Source organism: Bacteroidota bacterium (assembly GCA_016718825.1).
Lineage (GTDB): Bacteria > Bacteroidota > Bacteroidia > J057 > JADKCL01 > JADKCL01.
In genome coordinates, this window is the sequence record JADKCL010000032.1 from 31,681 (window position 1) to 54,097 (window position 22,417).

The 22,417-nt window shown below is 51.0% G+C and carries 16 protein-coding genes and 1 pseudogene; 8 read left to right on the forward strand and 9 right to left on the reverse strand.

Annotation, left to right across the window (positions count from 1 at the left end; genetic code table 11):
- Positions 1 to 38: 38 nt before the first annotated feature.
- The gene (locus IPN95_24145; GenBank protein MBK9452459.1) at positions 39 to 2,066 is read right to left on the reverse strand and encodes a T9SS type A sorting domain-containing protein; all 2,028 of its coding nucleotides are present in this window, start codon (positions 2,064 to 2,066) and stop codon (positions 39 to 41) included.
- A gap of 243 nt (positions 2,067 to 2,309) precedes the next feature.
- Here IPN95_24145 and IPN95_24150 point away from each other — a divergent pair, with 243 nt between their 5' ends.
- The 4 genes and pseudogenes from IPN95_24150 to IPN95_24165 all read left to right on the forward strand — a co-directional run bounded on the left by IPN95_24150 (position 2,310) and on the right by IPN95_24165 (position 6,977).
- On the forward strand, positions 2,310 to 3,179 hold the full coding sequence (locus IPN95_24150) for a hypothetical protein (protein MBK9452460.1): 870 nt from the start codon (positions 2,310 to 2,312) through the stop codon (positions 3,177 to 3,179).
- Positions 3,180 to 3,268: 89 nt separating this feature from the next.
- Positions 3,269 to 5,283, forward strand: a pseudogene (locus tag IPN95_24155) (YgiQ family radical SAM protein).
- Positions 5,284 to 5,298: 15 nt separating this feature from the next.
- Positions 5,299 to 5,622, forward strand: coding sequence for a hypothetical protein (locus IPN95_24160; protein ID MBK9452461.1), 324 nt, complete (start codon positions 5,299 to 5,301; stop codon positions 5,620 to 5,622).
- 809 nt (positions 5,623 to 6,431) lie between these two features.
- Positions 6,432 to 6,977: an ORF6N domain-containing protein gene (locus IPN95_24165; protein MBK9452462.1), complete on the forward strand. Its 546-nt coding sequence runs from the start codon at positions 6,432 to 6,434 to the stop codon at positions 6,975 to 6,977.
- Here the strand turns inward: IPN95_24165 and IPN95_24170 are convergent.
- Positions 6,967 to 7,974 (reverse strand): hypothetical protein, encoded by a 1,008-nt coding sequence (locus IPN95_24170; protein MBK9452463.1) that lies wholly within the window; start codon positions 7,972 to 7,974, stop codon positions 6,967 to 6,969. The genes IPN95_24165 and IPN95_24170 overlap by 11 nt on opposite strands.
- Positions 7,975 to 8,200: 226 nt before the next feature.
- On the opposite strand from IPN95_24170, the gene IPN95_24175 reads away from it, so the two are divergent.
- On the forward strand, positions 8,201 to 10,837 hold the full coding sequence (locus IPN95_24175; protein MBK9452464.1) for a T9SS type A sorting domain-containing protein: 2,637 nt from the start codon (positions 8,201 to 8,203) through the stop codon (positions 10,835 to 10,837).
- 90 nt (positions 10,838 to 10,927) lie between these two features.
- Here the strand turns inward: IPN95_24175 and IPN95_24180 are convergent, their stop codons facing one another.
- Positions 10,928 to 12,982, reverse strand: a complete 2,055-nt coding sequence (locus IPN95_24180; protein ID MBK9452465.1) for a glycoside hydrolase family 97 protein — start codon at positions 12,980 to 12,982, stop codon at positions 10,928 to 10,930.
- A gap of 208 nt (positions 12,983 to 13,190) precedes the next feature.
- Between IPN95_24180 and IPN95_24185 the strand changes: the two genes are divergently transcribed.
- Complete coding sequence (locus IPN95_24185; protein MBK9452466.1) at positions 13,191 to 13,400, forward strand: DUF2892 domain-containing protein; 210 nt, start codon at positions 13,191 to 13,193, stop codon at positions 13,398 to 13,400.
- A gap of 56 nt (positions 13,401 to 13,456) precedes the next feature.
- Here IPN95_24185 and IPN95_24190 read toward each other — a convergent pair whose 3' ends face one another.
- Positions 13,457 to 14,170 (reverse strand): SH3 domain-containing protein, encoded by a 714-nt coding sequence (locus tag IPN95_24190; protein MBK9452467.1) that lies wholly within the window; start codon positions 14,168 to 14,170, stop codon positions 13,457 to 13,459.
- A 169-nt stretch (positions 14,171 to 14,339) separates the two neighbouring features.
- On the opposite strand from IPN95_24190, the gene IPN95_24195 reads away from it, so the two are divergent.
- Positions 14,340 to 16,313, forward strand: coding sequence for a T9SS type A sorting domain-containing protein (locus IPN95_24195; GenBank protein MBK9452468.1), 1,974 nt, complete (start codon positions 14,340 to 14,342; stop codon positions 16,311 to 16,313).
- 6 nt (positions 16,314 to 16,319) lie between these two features.
- On the opposite strand, the gene IPN95_24200 is transcribed toward IPN95_24195, so the two are convergent.
- From IPN95_24200 to IPN95_24215, 4 genes are all read right to left on the reverse strand, one after another.
- A complete protein-coding gene (locus IPN95_24200; GenBank protein MBK9452469.1) occupies positions 16,320 to 17,945 on the reverse strand; it encodes a DUF3458 domain-containing protein in 1,626 nt (541 codons plus the stop codon).
- A gap of 39 nt (positions 17,946 to 17,984) precedes the next feature.
- Positions 17,985 to 19,529 (reverse strand): aryl-sulfate sulfotransferase, encoded by a 1,545-nt coding sequence (locus IPN95_24205; GenBank protein ID MBK9452470.1) that lies wholly within the window; start codon positions 19,527 to 19,529, stop codon positions 17,985 to 17,987.
- 73 nt (positions 19,530 to 19,602) lie between these two features.
- On the reverse strand, positions 19,603 to 20,145 hold the full coding sequence (locus tag IPN95_24210) for a DUF1573 domain-containing protein (protein MBK9452471.1): 543 nt from the start codon (positions 20,143 to 20,145) through the stop codon (positions 19,603 to 19,605).
- A gap of 206 nt (positions 20,146 to 20,351) precedes the next feature.
- Positions 20,352 to 20,828 (reverse strand): DUF1573 domain-containing protein, encoded by a 477-nt coding sequence (locus IPN95_24215; GenBank protein ID MBK9452472.1) that lies wholly within the window; start codon positions 20,826 to 20,828, stop codon positions 20,352 to 20,354.
- A 132-nt stretch (positions 20,829 to 20,960) separates the two neighbouring features.
- Here IPN95_24215 and IPN95_24220 point away from each other — a divergent pair, with 132 nt between their 5' ends.
- Complete coding sequence (locus IPN95_24220) at positions 20,961 to 22,055, forward strand: hypothetical protein (GenBank protein ID MBK9452473.1); 1,095 nt, start codon at positions 20,961 to 20,963, stop codon at positions 22,053 to 22,055.
- A gap of 68 nt (positions 22,056 to 22,123) precedes the next feature.
- Here the strand turns inward: IPN95_24220 and IPN95_24225 are convergent.
- The coding region (locus IPN95_24225; GenBank protein MBK9452474.1) for a hypothetical protein at positions 22,124 to 22,417 on the reverse strand (294 nt) is incomplete at its 5' end.

The following is a 22,417-nucleotide window of genomic DNA, read 5'->3' on the forward strand; positions in this document are numbered from 1 at the left end:
GAAAGCACCATTTGCCCGTTTTCATGCCTTAAAAGCTGTTATTGTTTCATCCATTTGCCGGCTTCCAACAGCTGCCCATTGGATTGGAGGCGGTAAAGATAGACTCCTGCATTCAGATCGGCGGTGTTGACCGAAGTACGCATGCTGTTCAACGTCGCGCGACGCACTTCCTTGCCTGCGAGGTCATACAAAACGAATTCCATTTCTTGGTCGATCATCCGCTGCACGATCAGTTGATCTTTACCTGGATTGGGATAAATCTGGGCCACATCTTGCATTCCGATGGTCACAGCAGAGTTCAGCGGGATGGTATTGACGGTCTGATTGGTGAATACCGGCGCTTCGAAATCGAAGTAAATGGCGGCATCATTTTGGATGACCGTTCCAGGCAAATGCCCTTGCTCCTGCTGGATCGAGAACTTGACGAAGCCATGGCTGCCGGGTTCGTTGACCGAGGCCGCAGGCAACATGATATTTTCAAACCTGAAAATGACTACGTTGCCGATCAGCACATAATTATAAGGTGCACTGCCGGCTCCTGCCTGGAAGGTCTCCAAACGCAAACGCGTATCGTCAAGCGTGTCGCGAATCACAACATCCTCAGCATAGGAAGTTCCCAAATTCTGGAAACTGATTTGATAAGTGAGTTCGTCGTTGGCATCGATGTCGTCTTGGAAAACGTAGCCATGGCCATTTTGAGCGGCGACCCGCTTTTCGTTGGGATCACAAGCAGCGACGAGTACCTGGCATTCAGAACCAGAATTGTTCATTGGATCGCAGTCGGTCGCATAGGTGCCTACGATTTGGGCGGAGAGGCAATATTCGGTGCCTGCGCTGTCGCATCCGACGTTGAGCACCAGCTGTATGTTGCCACATTGGCCTGGCATCAAGGTACCGATGGCAAATTGATAGGCGTTGATGCCGGTCGTAGTGTAGGGCATCGAAGTCGTGTCGATTGTGAGCGAATCGTTGAGGAAAAGGTTGATCACGACATTCGAATCGGGATAATTGCCATTGTTGCAGTACGTGATGCCCGCGTAGGATGTACCGCAGCGACGCATAGGTCCGGTGCCGACGTCGACCATGATGTCACTGCATATCACGGCAACTGAGTCAGCAAAGTCAGCATTGTTGTAGGTATTGCCAGAAACGGTCACGTTGTAGGCCCCACCGGGGACGCAATTGCTTGCGAAGTAAGGTCCGGTGACGTATTCAGAAATCGTGTAGTTGCCGGGAACCATGCCGATGGCGTAATGGCCTGTGCCATTGGACCAACCGTAAAATTGACCGTTGTTGGCAAGGACAGCCCTGTTCTGAATCGGGAATTCGTTGGGATCTTGAAGACAGTTGTTGTTGTAGTCCACAAAAACCTTTCCTGAAACCGAGTCAGAAGGCACGGGACCTGCGCAATTGCCAACAGGCTGGAAGCGGAAGCCGTCATTGATTGCGGTCCATTGCGAAGGATGGTTGCGCCCTGGCACGACAAATCCAATCAAAGAGTCAATTTGAATGCCCTGCACAGCTGCACCTCCATTCCAAGTGGAGCAAAGCGGCTTGTTCATGATATGCGTTTCAATGATATTGGAGGTCTCATAAAGGATGATCTGCTCAGAAAACAACATTGTGGAGCAGCTGAACATGGGCACCTCAAAATAGGAAATGATAAAGCGGCGGTAAGGTGCAACACCTTGAAGATCATACTTGATCGTCCCCCCAAATGAAGGATTGAGGTCTTGGATCGGCGCCATGATGCTTTTGTTGGTCATGTCCACGTTGGGAACCGGGGTATTGATCGGCCACGGACAGTAACTATTGGCGACGGTCGTGTCAAAAGTCACGATACCGTTGGAGCCGATCACGATAAAGTTGTAAGGCGCATCGTAAAAACAGAAACTGAATGGCAATGGAACTACGCTGCCATACATGTCGTCGTAAGCAACATTAGCCGACGTGCCCGACGAAAACGGATCTGGATTAAACGGGATCGATGTAATCGTGTAGGAATTTTGGCCTTTCACAACCACAACAATCAAAAGCAAAAGGACTGTGTAAAGTAGCTTCTTCATAGACTTTTCTGGCGCTGAAATTAAAACAACTCAAGCTAAACAAAGTCCGGCAACCGTCTATGCCAAGTGTCAACTAATTTCCCGAACGGTTGAAAATCGACCTTGAATCAACAATGTAATTTGGCGGATGAAGGGCGTTTGACATGAAAAAAAATCATTTACTCAGAATTGTTGCTGTAATCTGGTAGAATTTGTGCTTTTTTAACGCCTGAATTAAGAAGCTCGAACGCTTTTATACGGAATATGTCGCAAAGAATTCTACTTGCATTGATGCTGGCTGTACCCTTTTGGGGCTTTGGCCAAGGTTTTAACGGGGGTTTTGAACAATTGGCACCCAATGGAATCCCGATGGGATGGACGGTCGCAGACCCAAGTGGTGCTGCCGTTTGCAAGGATGCCAACATTGGCAAGCTTGCCGCCAAATCTTGGGTGTACAAAAACTACCAACCCGGCATTTGGAACAGCAATATCAGCCCCGAAGTCGGCAATGCCGCTGAAGTCACGGGTTACTACAAGTACATTGGTGACAAGGCCGAATGCGAAAAAGCCTCCGTGAGCTATATCTTGGGTGCAAGAACTGCAGAAGGTGGTATCGACACATTGGCATTCGGAGACACGGAACTCAAGCTCAACAAAAAATATGACAAGTTCAGCATTGCGGTAAGTGCAACAGGATCAGGCGTTCCCGATTTTGTGAATCTTCAGTTCCAGCCCAACGGCCATTGCAACATGCATGGCGAAACCAACTGCTGCTTTTTGTTTGTAGACGATATTGTTTTGGGTGGCAGAACAAGCACCGAGGAGGTGGTACCCGAGGAAGCACCCGCGGAGACGCCGGCAGAGGAGCTTTCGGATTCCGTGCTTCAAGGCGTCGCACCTGCTGAGGAAAAGACCCCCGAAGGAACTGAAATCCTGGAAGAAGCGATCGATGAGGCTGAAAATCCCGTAAGCCCGGCAGAAGTAATTGAGGAGCCGGCTGTGGAAGAAACGCCTGCAGAAGTCTTGCCAGAAGAGGTTCCAGCTGAAGAACCCCTTCCCGTTGAAGAGGAAAGCACCGAGCCCGTTGATGAAGAATGGGATTCCGAGGAAGAATCCTCAGACGGTGGCCGCTAGGCAAGCCAACAATTTTGGATCGAGGCAGTTGTAAGGAGGCACCGAAGGCATAGCCATCGGTTCTGACCTTTTATTCCTAGATTTGCCCCATGATCAAAGTCCCGCAACGCCCGATTACGGATTGGTTGCCCATTACGCGCAAAGAATTGGACCTTCGCGGATGGGAAGAAGTCGATGTGGTACTCATCAGCGGAGACGCCTATGTGGACCATCCTACATTTGGAACCGCTGTAATTGGCCGCATTGTGGAAAGCGAAGGACTTCGCATTGCCATCGTCCCGCAACCCAATTGGCGGGATGACCTGCGTGATTTCAAGAAATTCGGGCAACCCAAGCTGTTTTTTGGCGTTACCGGCGGATGTATGGATCCGATGATCAACCATTACACCGCCAACAAACGCCGTCGCACAACCGACGCCTATTCGCCGGGCGGCGCAGCAGGTTTCCGACCTGACTATGCGACGACGGTTTATTCGCAGATTCTCAAAGAATTGTATCCCGATACGCCCGTGATCATTGGGGGCATCGAAGCCTCCTTGCGGCGGGTAAGCCACTACGACTATTGGCAGGATCGTTTGTTGCCGAGCATTTTGGTGAGCAGTGGCGCGGATCTTTGGTCTATGGCATGGGCGAACAACCGCTGCGCGAGGTCATCCGCCTCTTGAAACGGGGAGTGCCGGTGAGCTCGATGCACAACATTCCTCAAACGGCGATTTTGCGTTCGAAGGAAGAAGGAGCACCCAAAAACAAACTTTGGAAAGACGTTCGCCTCGCCTCACACGAAGCCTGTCAGGAAGAAAAACGCAACTACGCCAGCAATTTCAAGATCGTCGAACAGGAAAGCAACAAGCTTCAGGCACGCCGCATTTTGCAGGATGTCGGAGAGCAGGTGTTGATTGTAAATCCGCCTTGTGACGTGATGACTGAATCGCAGATGGATGCGAGCTTTGACCTGCCCTACACCCGTCTCCCCCACCCGAAATATGAAAAGAAGGAGGCGATTCCAGCCTTCGAAATGATCAAATTTTCGATCAACATGCACCGCGGCTGCTTTGGCGGATGCAGTTTTTGTACGATTTCGGCGCATCAGGGGAAATTCATCTCGAGCCGGTCCGAGAAAAGCATCCTGCGCGAAGTGGAGCAAGTCACCAAAATGCCGGGCTTCAAAGGCTATATCAGTGACATGGGCGGCCCTTCCGCGAACATGTACAAGCTGAAGGGCAAGGACGAAGCGATTTGCAAAAAATGTGTGGCGCCCAGCTGCATCCACCCCGTGATTTGCGACAACCTGGACACCAATCACCGCCCCATGACGGAATTGCTCCGCAAGGTAGATGCGCATCCGCTGGTCAAAAAGGTTTTTGTGGGCAGCGGCATTCGTTATGACTTGCTGGTCAAGAGCTACAATAAAAAAGGTGACGACAGCCTCGACGAATACATGGAGCAGGTTTTGCGCCGCCACGTTTCCGGCAGGCTCAAGGTCGCGCCCGAGCATACGAGCGACGCCACGCTCAAGATCATGCGCAAGCCTTCCTTCAAGCATTTCCACGAATTCAAGAAAAAATTCGACGAAATCGACAAGAAATATGGCCTGAATCAGCAGTTGATCCCTTATTTCATTTCGAACCATCCGGGGAGCAACAGCGAAGACATGGCCGACTTGGCGGCGGAAACGAAAGCGATGGGATTCCAATTGGAGCAGGTACAAAGCTTCACCCCTACCCCGATGACGGTGGCGACGGTCATCTATTATACAGGATTGCATCCTTATACTTTGGAGCCGATTTACACGCCCAAATCCAAGGATGAACGTGAATTGCAGCATAAATTTTTCTTTTGGTACAAACCTGAAAACCGGGAATGGATCAAAAACACCCTTCGGAAGGCGGGCCGGGAAGATTTGGCGCAGCGGTTGTTGGATGAACCCAAAGCAAAAGCCGCGGACACTGCCGTGAAGGAAACGGTCGGACACAAGGGAAAGTCCGTCGCTTTTGTCAAAGGCCCTACTGGCAAAAAAGTGAAAGCTCCGACGGGAAAACGTGTCGGAAAAACCCGACCTGAAAAGGTAAAAACCAAAACGCACGCGCCCCGAAAGCGGGGCTGATCCAACGGCTGCCCCATGAAACCGCTGAAAAGCCGCAGCTACAACATTCGCAAATACGGTCTCAAGCTTTCGATCGCCGAGATTCAGGCGGCAATGAATGACGGGCTTGGAGTCAATCAACAAGATATGGATGGCTGTACCTTGTTGCATTATGCGTGCGAGGATAGGCAAAATCGTTACAATCGAATGCCCGTAATAACCTTTCTTCTGGAGAAAGGGGCCGATCCGCATCTCCGCTCCAACAGCATCCATGGCAAGGGCAAAGGTCCTTCGCCGATTGAACTCGCAGAAAATTCGGGTCGGATGGATCTTGTGGCCCTGATGCAACGGGGCCATTGAGGGGAATCCTTGGATGCAATTCAGAGGGGCAAGGCTTTAAGATCACAAATTGTGATCTTAGAGGATTTGGGAATCGGCCATTTTGCGCCATTTGGAGGGGTGCGGTGCTTTAAGATCACAAATTGTGATCTTAGAGGATTTGGAAACCTGCTTTTCTACTCAATTTTGCGGGGTCTGCTGCTTTAAGATCACAAATTGTGATCTTAGAGGAATCGGGAATCGGCCCTTCTGCGCCATTTGGAGGGTTGCGCTGCTTTAAGATCACAAATTGTGATCTTAGAGGAATCGGGAATCGGCGATTCTACTCAATTTGGAGGGGGATGACTGCTCTAAGATCACAAATTGTGATCTTAGAGGAATCGGGAATCGGCGATTCGGCTCCATTTGGAGGGGGATGACTGCTCTAAGATCACAAATTGTGATCTTAGAGGAATCGGGAATCGGCGATTCTGACCAAAATGGAGGGGGATGACTGCTTTAAGATCACAAATTGTGATCTTAGAGGAATCGGGAATCGGCGATTCTGCTCAATTTGGAGGGGGATGACGGCTTTAAGATCACAAATTGTGATCTTAAAGGATGATTGCACATCCAGCAACGGAAAAGCTGCGTTACCAACAAAAGACACAAAACAACCTCATTTATAGCAAACTCAACATTTTCTGGCGTAAAAACAGCGCAATCCATTCATTTCTGCGTTACTTTTTAGCAAATTCTTCCATTGACAAGGCTGGATGAATCGCGAATCTTGTATTCTCAACACTGAGTGAAGCAAATTCAAAACAACTTTTCACCAACACTTTCAGAAAATGGATGTCTCCGTTATCAAGAACAACATATTCGAAGTCCGCGGGCAACGTGTGATGCTCGATTACCACCTCGCAGCACTTTACCAAGTGGAAACACGGGCGCTGAAACAGGCAGTCCGACGGAACATGGAGCGATTTCCCGAAGATTTTATGTTTCAATTGACTCCCGAGGAATTCAAGATTCTTCAACTCGACCTTGACGATATGGATCCCGAAGAACCCAAAACCGGGCGACACTCAAAATACCTGCCGTTTGTATTCTCGGAACTCGGCGTCGGCATGCTTTCCAGCGTTTTGCGATCGGCGACAGCCATCGAAATCAACATCAGCATCATGCGGGCATTTGTTCTGATGCGCCAACTTGCCCTAGGCTTGTCAGAACTCCATGATCGTGTGGAACGCATTGAGCAGGAGATGGGAATGAAGTTCCAGGACGTATTTCAGATTTTGCAGCACCTCTTGGGTGGCAATGGCGGACGCACGATCGTCGAAGGTTTCAAGCCCAAAAAAGGTTTGACGAAGCAACATCCAGTGCCTATTCCCTGAAAAACTTGATGGCCTCGCTTTTGCCCATGTCGGAATTGAGCACAAAAACCTCTGTTTTGCCCGCTCGTTGGACGGAAATCGATGCCGTATTTGGCGGATAGCGCCCGAGATTTTCGGCAAACATGACCAAGGTGTTTTCGCCGGGGTGCAGGTCGAGGACAATCTCCTTGGGCATTTTGGCCACGCGGTAGTAGCGGGTCACCCATTCGCCGTTCCAATTCAGGGAAATCACGTCCCCGTCGATGATACTCTCGTCGTACACACGGATGCGCACTTGACTGTCAGCCGATTTCAGCTCCTTTTTCGTCACAATTTCGCGAGAAGCCAGTTCCTTGTCGGGGGCAGCCGTCACGATGGGAGTGGTCACGGTCGGTTGTGGTTGAACGGGGGTTGGCTTTGTGGGTTTTACCGGATTGGCGGAAGGTTTTGCATCGGGATTCGAAGCTGGATTTGCTCCCGCCTTGGTCACCGTTTTTACAGGCTCATTTTTTGCGGCAATTGTGGGTTTCGGCTTCGCAGGCGGGGTTTTGGGCGGCAGGTAAATGCCAAACATGCTGCCATGGTAGTTTCCCGGTTTGACATTGATACCTTCGAGGGATTTGCTGTCAGGGCTGACTTTGAGGATGTAAACATCCATGCTGATGATGTCTGAGGGATCGACCCGTCGATATCCTTTGAGATTAAGCGCGTGCGTGGCAGGGTCATAGGTGCCGATGAGGTATTCGCGGGCAACAGCACCGACTTTGGACATGTGGTCGGGAAGTGAGGTCCAAATGAGCTTCCATTCGAAGTAGCCGCCCATTTTTCCATCGCTGAGCGGCTTCAAATGGAGATTGTAACCGTACTGAAGGTTGCCATCGTCACGCCATTCGCCGACCCAGTGGGTGGAATCTTTTTCAACAATTTGGGCATTGGCTGTATCGCAAGCGAGAAGCACCATCAAAATCCCGAAAAGCGCTTCAAAAAAGCCCTTATTTCCCCAAATCATTGTTTTCATTGCCATGAATGTCATCGAGCGAATCCTTGACGGTCCAGCAAGACCCGGATCGTCTAGGTCAAAAATAGGCCCGAATCGTGGAAAATGGGAATCATAATTGATGGATTTAGGGATCAAATGAGCGGAGAAATTGAAAATCTGTCTTATTTTCGTAACTTGTTCGCTGGGAAATTATCGATTTGAATTCAATCATTTGCAGGGGAACTTGGCCCACAAAGCGTTTGGTATGCGAAAGAACACTTACTCTGTATTCACATTATTCTTGTTTTTGCTGACATTTTCGGCCATCAACCATGGTTTGAAGGCGCAATGCGCTGGCAACACCACATCGGGCGGAACATGTACAAGGAGCGCCACCTACTACGGTGAGGTTGTTCCCAATGCAGGCTGCGGCAACTTCGTGGCCGTGGTGAACTACAGCCCTGGCACACACTTCCGCATTCCGGTTCTTCTTGGCGGTTGCTACACGGTCTCAACCTGCGGCGCGCCGATCAACACACAAGTTCTTGCTTTTCAGGGCAATAATACATCAGGGCCATTTGCCTACAATGATGACAATGGCCCTGTCTGCGCCGGCACTGCTGCCTCTATCACGATGGTTCCCAACTTCACGGATTATGCCCGTGTGGACGTGCGCGAGTTTAACTGCTCCGCCGGCGGCACCTCCTCGATCACCGTCAACGTGCGCCAAAACAATAACTTGGTAATCACCTCTTCCGGTGCTGCGATGTGTGCTGGTCAGTCGCGGTCTTTGACTGCAACGCCTGCAACCGTGGGTGGCGTACCACAACCCAACTCCGGCAACGTCGGCTCCTTTTCCGGCACGGGGGTCAGCAACTCGATCTTCACTGCTCCGCAACCTTCGGCGAGCATGCAGACTTACAATGTCACCTACAACTTTGGCTACTGCTCGACCACGCAAGGCATTGATGTCTACCGTGCACCGTCCATTGCCAATGCCGGCAGCAACTTCAACGTTTGCAGCGCCACGGCAACGATGAATGCAAGTTCACCAACTTATGGTACGGGTACTTGGACAATTTTGTCGGGCCCAGGCGCAGTCACCTCTGTCAATCAATTCAATACCACCGTTACCGGTCTGGTTGTTGGTTCGACGACGACGCTGCGTTGGGTGGTTGCGAATGGTCCTTGCGGATTCACCGCTGATACGGTTTCGATTTTCCGCCAACAAGTGCCAACGACTGCCTCGGCTAGCGTAGATCAAGACATCTGCGCACAATCCACGTCGGTCACGGGCAATGCACCGGTAGTCGGCACGGGACTTTGGTACCTTTTGGGTGGATCAGGCACCATTGTGACGCCCGCCGGCCCCAATACGAGTCTTACTGCAATCGGACCTGGTGTCAATACCTTTGTTTGGTCGATCACCAACGGCGTTTGCCCACCGAGCAATGATACAGTGGTGATCACCCGCGATGCATTGCCGACGCCGGCATTCGCGGGTCCCGACATCGTGATGTGCGATTCGACGACGACATTGAACGCCAACATTGCAACCACTGGAACCGGACAATGGTCAATCCTTTCCGGATCCGGCAATATTGCTGCGCCCAGCAACCCGAATACGACGTTGAGTAACGTACCCATCGGTACCACTTTGCTTGCTTGGACGATTTCAAATGGCGTCTGCCCGCCATCGATTGATACGGTCATCGTCTTCCGCAACAACCGTCCCAATTCACCCACGGTCGTCGGCAACGTCAACGTATGCGAAGGTTCGCAAACCTTGCTCACAGCAAGCAGCGGCGCGACAATACCGAACTTCAAATGGTGGGATGCGCCCGTAGGAGGCACATTGCTGGCTTCTACAGCTGCTTACAGTACACCGCCCATCACGGCCAATGTGACGTATTATGTCGAAGTAACCGATGCAAGTACAGCTTGCACCAGCAACCGTGTTCCGGTCGCCATCACCATGATTGCTGCCCCAACATTGAGCCTTGGTCCGGACCGCTTCGTTTGCGACAACGATACCTCCTGCTTCAACGCTCCCTCGGGTCTCAATTCCTATATCTGGAGCACCGGGGCCACTTCAAGCTCTGCTTGTACGCCTGATTCCGGACTGATGTGGTTGCAGGTGACTGACATCAACAACTGTATCAGCCGTGACACGGTGGCTGTATTTTTTGTCACGACCCTGCCGATCTCGCTGGGCAACGACACGAGCTATTGCCAAGGTGGTACAGTGACTTTGGGCGGATTCCCCGGCAACAACACCTATTTGTGGAGCACAGGCGCCACCACCCCAAGCATCTCTGTCGGCACGCCAGGCACGTACACGGTGACTTGTACTGCACAAAATGGCTGCGATGGCGCCGATACGATTGTCGTCACACAATTCGCGGCAGTTCAAAGCGCATTCACCATCGACACTTCATTCTGTCCACAAATTGTCTTTGTCGACAATTCAGTTGGCGCAGACACTTGGTCATGGACCTTTGGCGATGGCGGAACCTCTGCTGCAATGAGCCCAATCCACATTTACAGCGGAAACGGAACCTATACAGTTACACTGACTTCGTCAGGTTTCTGCGGTCAGGATGTCTCGACGCAATCGGTTTCTGTCAACTGCCTTGTCGGACTCAATTTGCCCAGCAGCCTGTCAATTTCGGTTTATCCGAATCCGAATGATGGTAGCTTCAAAGTGAAATTCGAAGGCTTGGAAAGCGATGTGGAAATGCAGATTTTCAACGCAGCAGGGCAGCGCGTGTTTGACAGCAAAGTCACCGGACGCGGCGATGTCGAAGAAGCTGTGCGGATCAAACGTCCCGCAGCAGGCACCTACTTCTTGAAAATCAATATCGGCGACGCAACGGTTTCCAAGAAGATCATTGTGCGCTAAGGCTTGATTTACTTGTAAAGCAACGCCCCCGGCAATGTTGTCGGGGGCGTTGCTTTGTTTAGCTCTCTTGAACAGCGATTGGCTTCCAATCTATTTTCGCACGGGGAAGATCGAAATTGCAGCGCCACCGCCTGCGCCCAAATGCAATTTCAGTTCATCCTTGGAAGTCAGGAAGGCAGAATCGATTTGCAATGCCGTTGGATTTTGGTTCCAGTTTGCCCCTGCACCGTCTCGGTAAATGGTCACTTGATAACGCACCTCCGGCTTCAAGAAATCAAGGGAAAGTTCCATATCGCGCTGATTTTCATCCGTGATCGCGCCAACAAACCATGCGCCCGTACCGCGTTCTTCACGGGCAATGGCGACATAATCGCCGATTTCAGCCTGCAGAACCTTTGTTTGCTCCCAATTGACGCCGACTTCCTTGATAAACTGAAATCCGGGTTGATTTTCATAATGCTCGGGAAGATCGGCGGCCATTTGGACAGGGCTGTAGATCACCACGTAGAGTGCCAGCTGATGCGCCAAGGTTGTCTTCACTTGATTGTCAGGCTTGAAGGGCTTGAGACTCAAATTGAAAATGCCTGGCGTATAGTCGAGCGGACCGGCCAATCCACAAGTGAAGGGAACAATCGTCAAATGCTCCGGCGGATTGCAGCCATCGCTGCTCCACGCATTGAACTCCTGCCCGCGAAGGCCTTCACGCGAAACGAGATTGGGCCAGGTACGGCGCAAACCCGTATCCTTGATCGGTTCATGGATGTCTAATGCAATTTGATGTTTGGCCGCTGCCTCGACGGTTTTCTGGTAGTGCCGCACCATCCATTGTCCACCGTGGTGTTCGCCTTCCGGAAGAATCGGCCCGACATAGCCGGTCTTGGCAGCATGAATGCCCAAGCGTTGCATCAAGGCGTAGGCAGTATCCAATTGTTGCTCATAAGTGCGCGGCGCAGCCGAAGTTTCATGGTGCATGATCAATTCGACGCCTTTTGACCTGCCATACGCCACCACTTCCTCCAGATTGTAATCGGGATAAGGTGTCACAAAGTCAAAGATTCCTTCTCGGTCGGGGAAACCCATCCAGCGCTCCCAACCGGTATTCCAACCTTCGATGAGCAACGCCGGAATGCCGTTTGCACTTGCAAAGTCGATGTAACGCTTGGCATTGGCGGTCGTGGCGCCATGTTTGCCACTTGAGATGTCCCAACTTGCCTTCCCGAGGTGCATTTCCCACCAGATACCCATGTATTTCGTGGGTTTGAACCAGCTCATGTCTCCGACCTTGTTGGGCTCGTTCAGATTGAGAATCAGCCCCGATTCCAGCAGGCCACCTGCACGTTCCGCGATTTGAATGGACCGCCACGGCGTGCTGAAAGGGGCTTTGAGATCGGCTTTGAGGCTGTCTTTGCGGCCGACCAATTCGGTGGCGAAACCCGGGTTTTTGGGGTCCAGTCGCAGGGTCATTTCGGGATAATCGACCAAGGCGGCTTCGTGGATGCTCATGTGCACGCCCGAAGGCAGGCGCAGTGTCAGCGGGGTCGCAACGGCATTGTAGGGAATCGTCGAACAAACCAAATTGGGATGCCGCTGCTTGGCGAGGGCATTGATTTCGGAGACTTTGGTGGTGTTGAACAGGCGCTCGTAGCTGTCCCAGTCGCCGGGAATCCACCAGCAGGTCGGATCACCCACGATGTCAAACTCCGTGGCTTCGTCGGCCAATTTGAATTCGGAGAGGCTGTCTTGCTGCGGAATATGGTAGCGAAAGGCAATTCCATCGTCGTAGGCCCTGAATATCAGGTGCAACTGCCGTTTGGGAGCAGCTTTTTCCCGTAGAAAAATCGTCTGCCGGTTGAATTGATTTCGTAAATGCCCACGTTCGCCCCATGGCAATACCCAGGTTTCGTCAAACGCATCCGCCTGCACTTTTTCCAGTTCAAAACCATTCTCCAAGGAGGGCAATCCACTCAGCGACAAGCCCAAAGAGGAGGTGTCAACCACCAAGGTGTCCCGGAATTTGACCCAGTATTGCGGTTTTCCCATCCCGGAAAGCGCGAATCCGACCGTGATTTGGCCGTTGGGCGAGCTCAAAAGCGGCACATCGTTGGATTGTGAAGATTTGCAGGCCGCCAATCCCAATAGGATCATCAACGCCAAGGCAAGCGAACCGAATTTTTCTGTTTTCATTCGACAGTGATTGAAACCGAAAGATGCGAATTGTCAGTCAATTTTCTGACGAAGGTCAATCCATGTTGTAACATAGGTTGCCCAAGCCTTCACTTGGAACCCCGAACATTGTATTGCAGGCTGGACTAGCAGTATCTGTTCCAAATTCTACACAAGAAATTTAAAGGCGATGAAAAAAAACATGGGAAACATTGACCGCGGCGTGAGGATACTCATTGCGTTGGTCGTCACGGTGTTGTTCGTTACCAACGTCATTTCCGGCGTTTTGGCTTATGTATTGCTGGGCCTGAGCGGCGTTTTCGTGCTCACGAGCCTGCTGGGATTCTGCCCGCTGTACACCATTTTCGGATTTTCGACTTGCCCGGTCAAAAAGGCTTGAGGCATCGATTTCAGGCAAATTGGGCCAAGGCAAATTGAATATCAGTTTGCCTTGGCTCAGTCTGCGATCTGCAATTCGCTAATTTTGAGCGTGAAGCCCGTTTCCGTTGTCGGCTCGATGCTGATGACGTGGCCTCCGCCTTCTGCGCGGTAGGAATACACGATCTTCTCGATGGTGCCGCTCGCGGTGTAGGTGGTTTGCAATTCGTCGGTCCAAGCCTCCGAAATTGCATTCGGATTTTTGGTGGTCACAACGCCTTTGCCTTTGTCGCCATGGTATTGGAGCGGCGCGGGAATCCCGAAAAGATTCTTCGCAATGACAAAGGCATCCGCCCAGCGAATCTCTTTAAAGAATATGGTCTGCGTGTATTGAGCATAGCCACCCCAATCGCGGCGCAGGACTTCGTGCAATACATCCGCCTCTGCCGTCCAAAGATCACCAACATACTTCTCGACCTCGACACTTTTGTTGGGCGCGGGAAAAGCCAACAAATACCCGTCAAACATGTATCCGGTTTTGCCGTTGTGGTTGACTTGGGCCATTCCGCCCGTGATGCCATCGACGACCATGCTTTGATCTTTGGCAGGCGTGATGATTTCGACCGCGTCGCCATAAAGTCCTGTCGCCAATTTATCGCCTGTCGTCGTGGCGACAGCTCGCAAGTTCAGCCCGGCATTGGCACCGACGTAATAGGTCCCCTTCGGCTTTTGCGCATGCAGGCTCAGGGCAAAGGAAAAACAAACCAACAGGGAAAAAATTGCTTTTTGCATTGAATTCGAATCGTTTTCAGGCCCTTACTTGGGCCACTCAAAGAAAATGTATCTTGCTGCAACAAACAAATTCAATGCCGAGTTGTGCAACGAATTCTCGCGGTCTTCAAGATTCAACATTGAAAAAGCAGCGAATGAGTATTACTTTAAGGGCAAAATAGGTTCCGAATTGAAAAAGTTACGCCTTTCCCCTATCCTTCTTGCATTTGGCGGATTCCTGTTGGTCTCAGGACTGATCCCGATTCTGCGCCCCAAAGGCGAATTGCAAGCACAGCGCGGCACCCTGTTGAGCAAGGAAACAATGGCCGAATTGCTCAAAATCCATGCGATTGACAGCCTTCCCGACTATGATGGGCATTACTTTTTAAGTGCTGGAACTTGCGAAAACTGCCATGGAAAAGATCCGAATGGCGTTGCCTTGGTCGACAGTCTGGGTAGGGACATCAACATGGTCGATGATTGGCGGGCGACGATGATGGCGCTTTCGGCAAAAGATCCATTTTGGATGGCGCAAGTAAGCCATGAGGGATTGATCAATCCTTCGCACAAAACGGCCTTGGAAGACAAATGCCTCTCCTGCCATGCGCCGCTTGGGCGCTACACGCATTTTTTCGAATCCCACGGGCAAGCCGATTACAGCATGGCGATGCTGCAATCAGATACCCTCGGCTTGGACGGTGTAAGCTGCATGTCTTGCCATAGCCAACGTTCCGATTCGTTCGGAATTTCCTTCTCGGGACAACTCTTTTTGGACTCCGGTCGCACGGTTTATGGGCAATATCCCGGGCCTATTGTGGCACCGATGTTTACCAGTTATCATTTGGTGGTGGCTTATGGTCCCCATATCCAAGAATCCAAAGTTTGTGCTGACTGCCACACCCTCATCACGGAAAGCGTTGATCTTCAAGGCCAATACACCGGTTCAGAGTTTGTCGAACAGGCCACATACCATGAGTGGCTCAATTCTGATTATCCAAATGGGGATATCAGTTGCCAAGGATGTCACATGCCACGCTATGATGATGGCGTTTTACTTTCCGGGCCCGATGTCAGTTCGACCCTTCCCAGGTCCCCCTATTCCAAGCACTTTTTTGTCGGCAGCAACGCGTTTATGCTCAGGATGATGAAGGCCTATACCGACAGTCTTGACATTCAAGCGACGGCAGCCAATTTTGACACGACGATCGCCCGCACCCAAAGAAGCCTGCGGGATGGTCTGACGATGACATTGACACAGATGCAACGCACATCCGACACCGTCAAATACGACCTCAATCTCCTGAACCGCGTGGGACATAAATTCCCATCAGGCTATCCCTCAAGGCGCATTTTCGTCGAATTTGTCGTTCGAGAGGCAAATGGCGATACCCTGTTTCAATCGGGTGTTTTGGGCTCCAATTACGAAGTCAAGGGACAGGATCCGGGATTTGAACCCCACCACAACATCATCAACGATCCGGGGCAGGCGCAAATTTATGAGTTTATCATGGGGGATGTGAATGGCAACGTGACGACCACCTTGGAGCGCGCCGTGACCCATATCAAGGACAATCGCCTTGTGCCTCAAGGGTTTTCGAGCAGTCACCCCAACTATACGGATACTACCGAAATTGCAGGCGGAGCAGAAACGGACCCGGATTTCAACCACAATGGTGCTACCGAAGGTACGGGAGGCGACATCGTGCATTACCATATTCCGCTCAACGGGTACGCCGGGAACTTGCAGGTAAGCGCCCGCGTTTGGTATCAGACGGTGCGGCCGGGATGGTTGGATGAGACTTTTGCCAACAGCAGCCCCGACATTGACCGGTTTGAGCGTTGGTACAACAGCAGCGACCGATCGGTGGATTTGGTGGCCGAATTGCTGACCCAAGACGTGATCATTGGAATGCAACAATTTGCGGAGCCAAGCCTCACCTTGTATCCAAATCCGACGCATGATGGCTGGATCAACGTGTTGCTGCCTGTTGGTAATGAAACAACGGAAATCAGGGTCTATGACATGCGTGGCCGAATGGTGATGCCAGTCATTTCGGCAAGCGGTACCGTGCAGAAGTTGCAGTTACCGGCAGCCGCAGGGAACTACCTCCTTGATTTCCAAGGCCAAGGGTGGAGAAAGGCCATCAAAGTCGTGAAAAGGTAGGTCGTCCTATTTTTTGTGGGCAGTTCCTTGAAAGAGCAGCTTGACATTCGGGTCCAAAACAAGTGATGCAGGTGCCTTGGGTAACGTAAAACTTGCCTTCTGCGACATGGAAGTAACTTCTATCGTTGATGTTTGAATCATTTGGTCGTCGGCATCGAGGAAGGCAATATCCAACGGAAAGACGAATGGGTCGCCCTTCTGCGTTTGCGTGAGCTGAATGTTCACCGTCTTTTTGCCCTTGCTCCATTTCCATTCGACATCCAACTTCGGGAAGCCAGGACGGTATAGCCATTGCTTGAAGAAGGCGTCCAAATCTAACCCGCTTGCTTTTTCCATCGCATTTTCAAGGTCAACCGAAAGGGCATTTCCAAACTTAAATGCGGCGTAATAGTCCTTGATTCCCTGGAAAAAAGCCTCATCTCCTACGCGATCGCGCAGCATGTGCAGGATCCAACTTCCCTTTTCATAGGAATTGAGGTTGAGTAATTGATTGAGGTCGGCGATGCGAGAATCAACAACTGCCAATTGTTCCGCCATCGGCCAACTCAAAATGGCTGCCCGGTCGCGCTTCAAACGCTTCACCGCCTCCTCCTTACCATGCACCATTTCAAAATAGACATGGGTAAAATACGTCGCAAAGCCTTCACTCAACCAAATATGGTACCAATTGGCCTCCGACGCTGAATTGCCAAACCATTGATGGGCAATTTCGTGGGCCATCAAGGCTTCACAGCTGCCGTCTCCCGTCACCGAATTGTCGGCGTAGAAGATGCAGGAGGCGTTTTCCATGCCGCCATAGCGCGTGCGCGACTGCACGTTGGCGAGTTTGTCCCAAGGATATGGTGCGACCTGCTTGACAAACCATTCCAGAATGGTTTTCCCCTGGGCATAGTCATGAAAACCAGCGACTTCATCCTTTTTGAAGACCCAGGTGCTCACCGGAATTTCACCCACGTTTCCGACGGATTGGATGGCAAAATCGGCAGCACCGATCACCATGACCTTGGTGGGCAACGGCGCTTCATTGTTCCAACGGCTGATTTGGTGCCCATCGGGAAACACTTTTTGCTCCACCAACTTCCCATTGGCGACGATTTGATAATGTGCCGGTGCCAATACGGTGAATCCGACGGGGGCCTTGTCAGTTGGGTGATCCACCGTCGGTAACCAATGGTGGGCGCGGTTGGGCCAATTGTCCCCGAAAAAGCTGCGGCCATCTTCCTCGTTTTTGCTGATAATCAGCCCGTCTGCCGGAATACCAGCATAGACGATTTCCAATTTGAATTCGGTGGAGGCAGGCTGATTTTCGGGCCATAAAATCTCCAACGATTCCCCGGAATGCCTGAACTCCAGCGATTTTCCCGCTGACAGCACCTCTTTCACCTTCATTCCCTTCTTGCTTGCACCCACTGCCACCAAATCCAACCGCACAGAAGCGGCAGCTTTCAACAATTGCAATTGAATTGTGGCTTTCCCTTTGATCTCATCCGTCGTGTCACTCAGGGTCAATTCGAAATCGTAGCGCAACACATCCATGAGGTCGAGCCGGTCATTGCCGCCTTGAGCAGGCAAAACGATTCGAAGCAAGGTCAACGCAAGCGTCAACAGGACTTTGGAAAGGTGATTTTTCATTGATTCCAGTTAGATCTTAATATCTGATTCGCGGAAAATTCATAGCTCAAGCACTTTGCGGGACAGCCCGTTGTCATAGCGCTCCAAATAAATTTGTCCTGCCTGACGCAGCTGGATTGGCCTTCCCAGCAAATCAAAGGTCCCGACCAACTTTGGCGGACGTCCTCCCAAACGCGGATCATCCACTGGCGTTGAAGGGCAATCCGAATTCAAATCGGTGATATGCAAGACGTTGCTACCTGCAAAACCTGCACCCGAGGGCACATAAACTTGATAATACCCTGTGTCCATGGCTTGGATGATGCCCGTGGTCTCTCCGCTGGACCACAAATAATTGGAAAAGGTGCCCTGAACGTTCAAAACCAAGTTCCCGTTTTGTTGGTTGCAGACGATTTCGGGGCGATCGATGTCAAAAGGCAATTCGGAGCACATCGCACGGTAGGTCAAATGCGGGTCTTGGAATCTCCAATCGCAAACTTTTTGCCCATTTGCATGAAAATAGCTGATGTTGGGGCGATTTTCAGGGAGTATTTGTCCCCAACACACCAATCCGTCGCCATTGGGCAATTCGCGGAATGATCCCATGCTTGGACTTTCTGAATTGGCTTCGACGCGGTCATAAACTTTGGTTGCGAATCCCAAAACTGTATCCAAAGTGTAGACCACTGCCCGTGGCGTGGTGACGGTTCCCAAGGATCGGTTGTCAAATATGGAAATCCGGTTGTTGCCTGCGAATCGGGCATCGTGTTGGGACTTGAATCCACCATCGTTGATATACACAAAATCGGAATTGTTGCCGCCCAATCGCCATTTCACCTGGCCTGAAGCCCAATCTACAAGGGTAACTTCGTGGTTGCTCCGATGACTCAGCAGTAAATTTTGACCATCATAGTCCATCGAATTGGTATGCAGCAGCTCGAGGTACCAAGGAAAGCTGAAGTATTCCGGATCGACGTCAGCGGGCGAAAAATGGTCGATTCCGCGCCAACGTTTGAGCAATTGCCCCAAGGCGTTGCGTTCTTCGATGACGTTGTACCTCACATTGGCGGCGCTGTCACCGGCTTGCCCCGAAGAGGTGGTGATACTGCGTAAATCCATGGTGGTATCGCCGTAACAAAGTTCAAAACGATGACCATTGGGCAGGAGGATCAAATCATGAAAATCGCCAAAGGAGGCATCACAAGTTGGCAACATATTCAGCATCAACGAGCTGTCAAGTGCATACCAAGTATCATTGACGTTGAATGTGATTTGACCATCGGGCTGCGGGGAAAAATTGTAGAGATTGTCCGTCGAAGGCAGGTACCAAACCAATTCGCCGCGACGGTCAAAAATCATCCCAGCGGAAGAGAGTGTCATGGGCAGCACGAAACGGACATTGCTCAGGAAAATGTAATCGCACATCGTCGTGTCCTCGTACCAATCGATGTGCAGATCGGGCAATCCGGGTGGCATCGCTTGGGCAGGAACCCTTGCAAAAGGAAGCAGCAAGCACCACAACAGCCAAGTCTTCGCTCTGAACATGGTCCTAATTTCGGGCAAAATCGGCGAATCGGCAACCTTGGGAAGGTAGATTTGGGGCATTGTCGATGATGGACAAACGAAAATGTCCAGTCAAACACAGGCTTGACTGGACATTGAAGGTTGCTGGGAAGGCTTAGTGGCCTCCGGCAGGTACAGCTGGCGTGGCCGCTGGAGCCGTGTAATCAGGCTCAGCTGGCTTTGGGCTGATATTTCCTTTGATGTAGATCAGCTTTTCGCCGCCTGCAGCGTTGGAAATCAAGGTTACATTCTTGTTGATCCCGCCAATGCGGTTGGAATCATATTTGACAGCGATTTCGCCGAATTCACCTGGATGTACGGGCTCAGTGCTCCATTTTGGAACGGTGCAACCGCAGCTGCCCTTTGCCAAAGTGATGACGATGTCTTCGGTGCCAACGTTTTGAAATTTGAAGGTGTAGGAAGCGTCGCCACCTTGCATCATTTCACCGAAATCGTGTGTTTCTTCTTCAAATTTGAAAATCCCGCCGCCTGGCTTCGCAGCCTCGACCGCTGGTGCTGGTGAGGGTTGTGCGGCAACGGCAGGCTTCAACTCAGAGGTAGAAGGAGGTGTGGCTACGGCGTTTTGCGCCATCAATGGGCCACCAAAAGATACCAAAAGTCCAAGAGCAAAAACTGAAGTAGTAAAGAGTCGTTTCATTGTATTACCTATCATAAGTTGATCCGAAAACGGAAAGTGAAAATTGAGGAAAACGCATGTGAAATACAAGCCTTCCAAAAGTGAAAAAAGCCTAACGACGGACAGAAAATGTCAGTTCAACAAAAAACGAAGATCGTGAATTGAAAAAAGCCATTCGAATGTACTTTCAATACATTCGAATGGCTTTTCTTTGGATCAATCCGTTTTTAGTGGTTGACCGGCGCGCCTTCTGCAGGAGCCAAGTAGTTGGGCTCAGCTGGCTTGGCGAGGATATTGCCTTTGATAAAGATCGTCTTGACAGGCTCATTGACAGCATTGCTGTTGATTGTCACCGACTTGTTGATACCGCCGATACGGTTGGAATCGTATTGAACGCGGATTTCGCCTTCACCGCCGGGAGGTACTGCGTCTGTGCTCCACTTGGGAACCGTGCAACCGCAGCTTCCTTTTGCACCGGAGATCAAAAGATCCGCTGAGCCGTTGTTGGTGAATTTAAACACGTAGGAGGCGTCGCCACCCTGCATCAAATCACCAAAGTCGTGGGTCTCTTCCTCAAATTTGATCATGGGTCCCTCTGTTGGAGCAGGAGCAGCAGGATCAACAGGGCTTTGTGCGTAGGCACTTGCAGAAAAACACAGGAGCAATGCAAGTGCAGCGAATGTGTTGAGTACCAGATTTTTCATTTTCTAATCCTTTGTGATTGACGTTTCCGTACTTTGAACGATGAAATTAGGAAATCTTTTCCTTATCTAAAAAAGGATTTCCAAATTTCGTGCCAAAGGTTGTTTTTCGCAACGTTTGTTCAGTGTGATTCTATGAAAAAAATTCTTCTGCTTCTTTTTTGTCTGCTTCCGGGCCTCGCACTCAAAGCCAATATGGCTTCGCCGATTCTCGACGGGTCGGCTACCGGGCTCCCTTTTGTCTGCGAATATGTCCGTGTGCAACACGAATCCATTCGCATCGTTCCAAGCAAAGATTTCAAAACCTGCCGCTTTGATGTTGTCTATGACATTTTTGCAGATTCCGGAGGCATTCGGATTCCCATGCTCTTCGTTGCGACAGGCTATGAAGGAGGCATGCGCATCACGGTGGATGGTATTCCTGTTGAATTGGCAAAACTGCCCGAGGCGGCCTATCTCCGTAACAATTCGCCGAAATCACGCTTTTTAGACCGTCGCTTTGGGTCGGAACTCCTTGAAGTCGAGGTTGCGTGGAGCGAAGACGGACGCCGCGTCTACGACCTGGAGGATCTTCATTACTTCGAGTTTGACCTTGTCGCAGGTGCACATCAAATCAAGGTAGAATACGAGGCAACCCAATGGCGCGACCGTAGCGAGCAAGTTGCAAAGGAGTATTTTGTCTACACGCTGTCGCCAGCCAAATACTGGAAATCGTTTGGCGCGCTCGACATCACCTTGGAAGCAAGCGATTTACCTTTCCCAGTGGTGACCAACCTTGGCAAACCTGTCATGGGCGACCTCTCGGGTGAGACAAAATGGCATTTTGACAGCCTTCCAGCACTGGACGTGATTCAAATCAGCTCGAAGCCGGAGGTTGGGTCCACCGGCAAGTTCTTCATTTCCTTGGGACAAAGCGGTTTCATGAATGCAGTCTGGGGCATCTTAGCCGTGATTCACCTCATTGCCATTTGGGCATGGCGACGCAAACACTTTCAGAAATGGTTTTCTTGGGTATGGTTGGTAGGAAGTATCCTGATTCCCTTGATCGCCTGCATTGTTTACGTCGCCTCAGAATCCTGGATCGACAATGCCATCGGCCCGGCCGCTTCGAGGTTTGGAAGCTATAGCTTTCTCATCATCATCTTTTATCCCGTTTACCTGATCCTCCACGGCGCTGTGATGCTGCTTGTAGATTTTCTGATTCGCAGGTACAAGCTGAAAAGTGCATAAACATCAAAATCGGTCGCAGCCAAGCGATTAACGCGGCTGCGACCGATTCATTTGGCAAAATCCGTGGTTCAGATCACCGACAAGTCGGCCACCAAACGCTTTACTTCGTTTTTGACCTGACCCATGCCGATCAAGCCGCCGGACATGCCCGAAGTGAGCTTGTGCACACGCACTTTCAAGTTGCCGTTGCCGCCATCTTCGATGCGCACACCAAACTTGAAATATTTCACAAATGCGCCAAACAAGATGCGCATCACACGATTTCCGCGTTCATAAACGCCGTCGCCGGGTTTGCCTTCCTTGAGGGAATAACCCGCAGCAGCAAGTTTCTGGTCAAGTTGCCTTGCAAGGTCGTCAAAATT

Excerpts from the sequence above, each read along its gene's own strand:
- IPN95_24145 (MBK9452459.1), bottom strand. The coding sequence starts at position 2,066 with ATGAAGAAGCTACTTTACACAGTCCTTTTGCTTTTGATTGTTGTGGTT.
- IPN95_24150 (MBK9452460.1), top strand. The coding sequence starts at position 2,310 with ATGTCGCAAAGAATTCTACTTGCATTGATGCTGGCTGTACCCTTTTGG.
- IPN95_24160 (MBK9452461.1), top strand. The coding sequence starts at position 5,299 with ATGAAACCGCTGAAAAGCCGCAGCTACAACATTCGCAAATACGGTCTC.
- IPN95_24165 (MBK9452462.1), top strand. The coding sequence starts at position 6,432 with ATGGATGTCTCCGTTATCAAGAACAACATATTCGAAGTCCGCGGGCAA.
- IPN95_24170 (MBK9452463.1), bottom strand. The coding sequence starts at position 7,974 with ATGAAAACAATGATTTGGGGAAATAAGGGCTTTTTTGAAGCGCTTTTC.
- IPN95_24175 (MBK9452464.1), top strand. The coding sequence starts at position 8,201 with ATGCGAAAGAACACTTACTCTGTATTCACATTATTCTTGTTTTTGCTG.
- IPN95_24180 (MBK9452465.1), bottom strand. The coding sequence starts at position 12,982 with ATGATCCTATTGGGATTGGCGGCCTGCAAATCTTCACAATCCAACGAT.
- IPN95_24185 (MBK9452466.1), top strand. The coding sequence starts at position 13,191 with ATGAAAAAAAACATGGGAAACATTGACCGCGGCGTGAGGATACTCATT.
- IPN95_24190 (MBK9452467.1), bottom strand. The coding sequence starts at position 14,170 with ATGCAAAAAGCAATTTTTTCCCTGTTGGTTTGTTTTTCCTTTGCCCTG.
- IPN95_24200 (MBK9452469.1), bottom strand. The coding sequence starts at position 17,945 with ATGAAAAATCACCTTTCCAAAGTCCTGTTGACGCTTGCGTTGACCTTG.
- IPN95_24205 (MBK9452470.1), bottom strand. The coding sequence starts at position 19,529 with ATGCCCCAAATCTACCTTCCCAAGGTTGCCGATTCGCCGATTTTGCCC.
- IPN95_24210 (MBK9452471.1), bottom strand. The coding sequence starts at position 20,145 with ATGAAACGACTCTTTACTACTTCAGTTTTTGCTCTTGGACTTTTGGTA.
- IPN95_24215 (MBK9452472.1), bottom strand. The coding sequence starts at position 20,828 with ATGAAAAATCTGGTACTCAACACATTCGCTGCACTTGCATTGCTCCTG.
- IPN95_24220 (MBK9452473.1), top strand. The coding sequence starts at position 20,961 with ATGAAAAAAATTCTTCTGCTTCTTTTTTGTCTGCTTCCGGGCCTCGCA.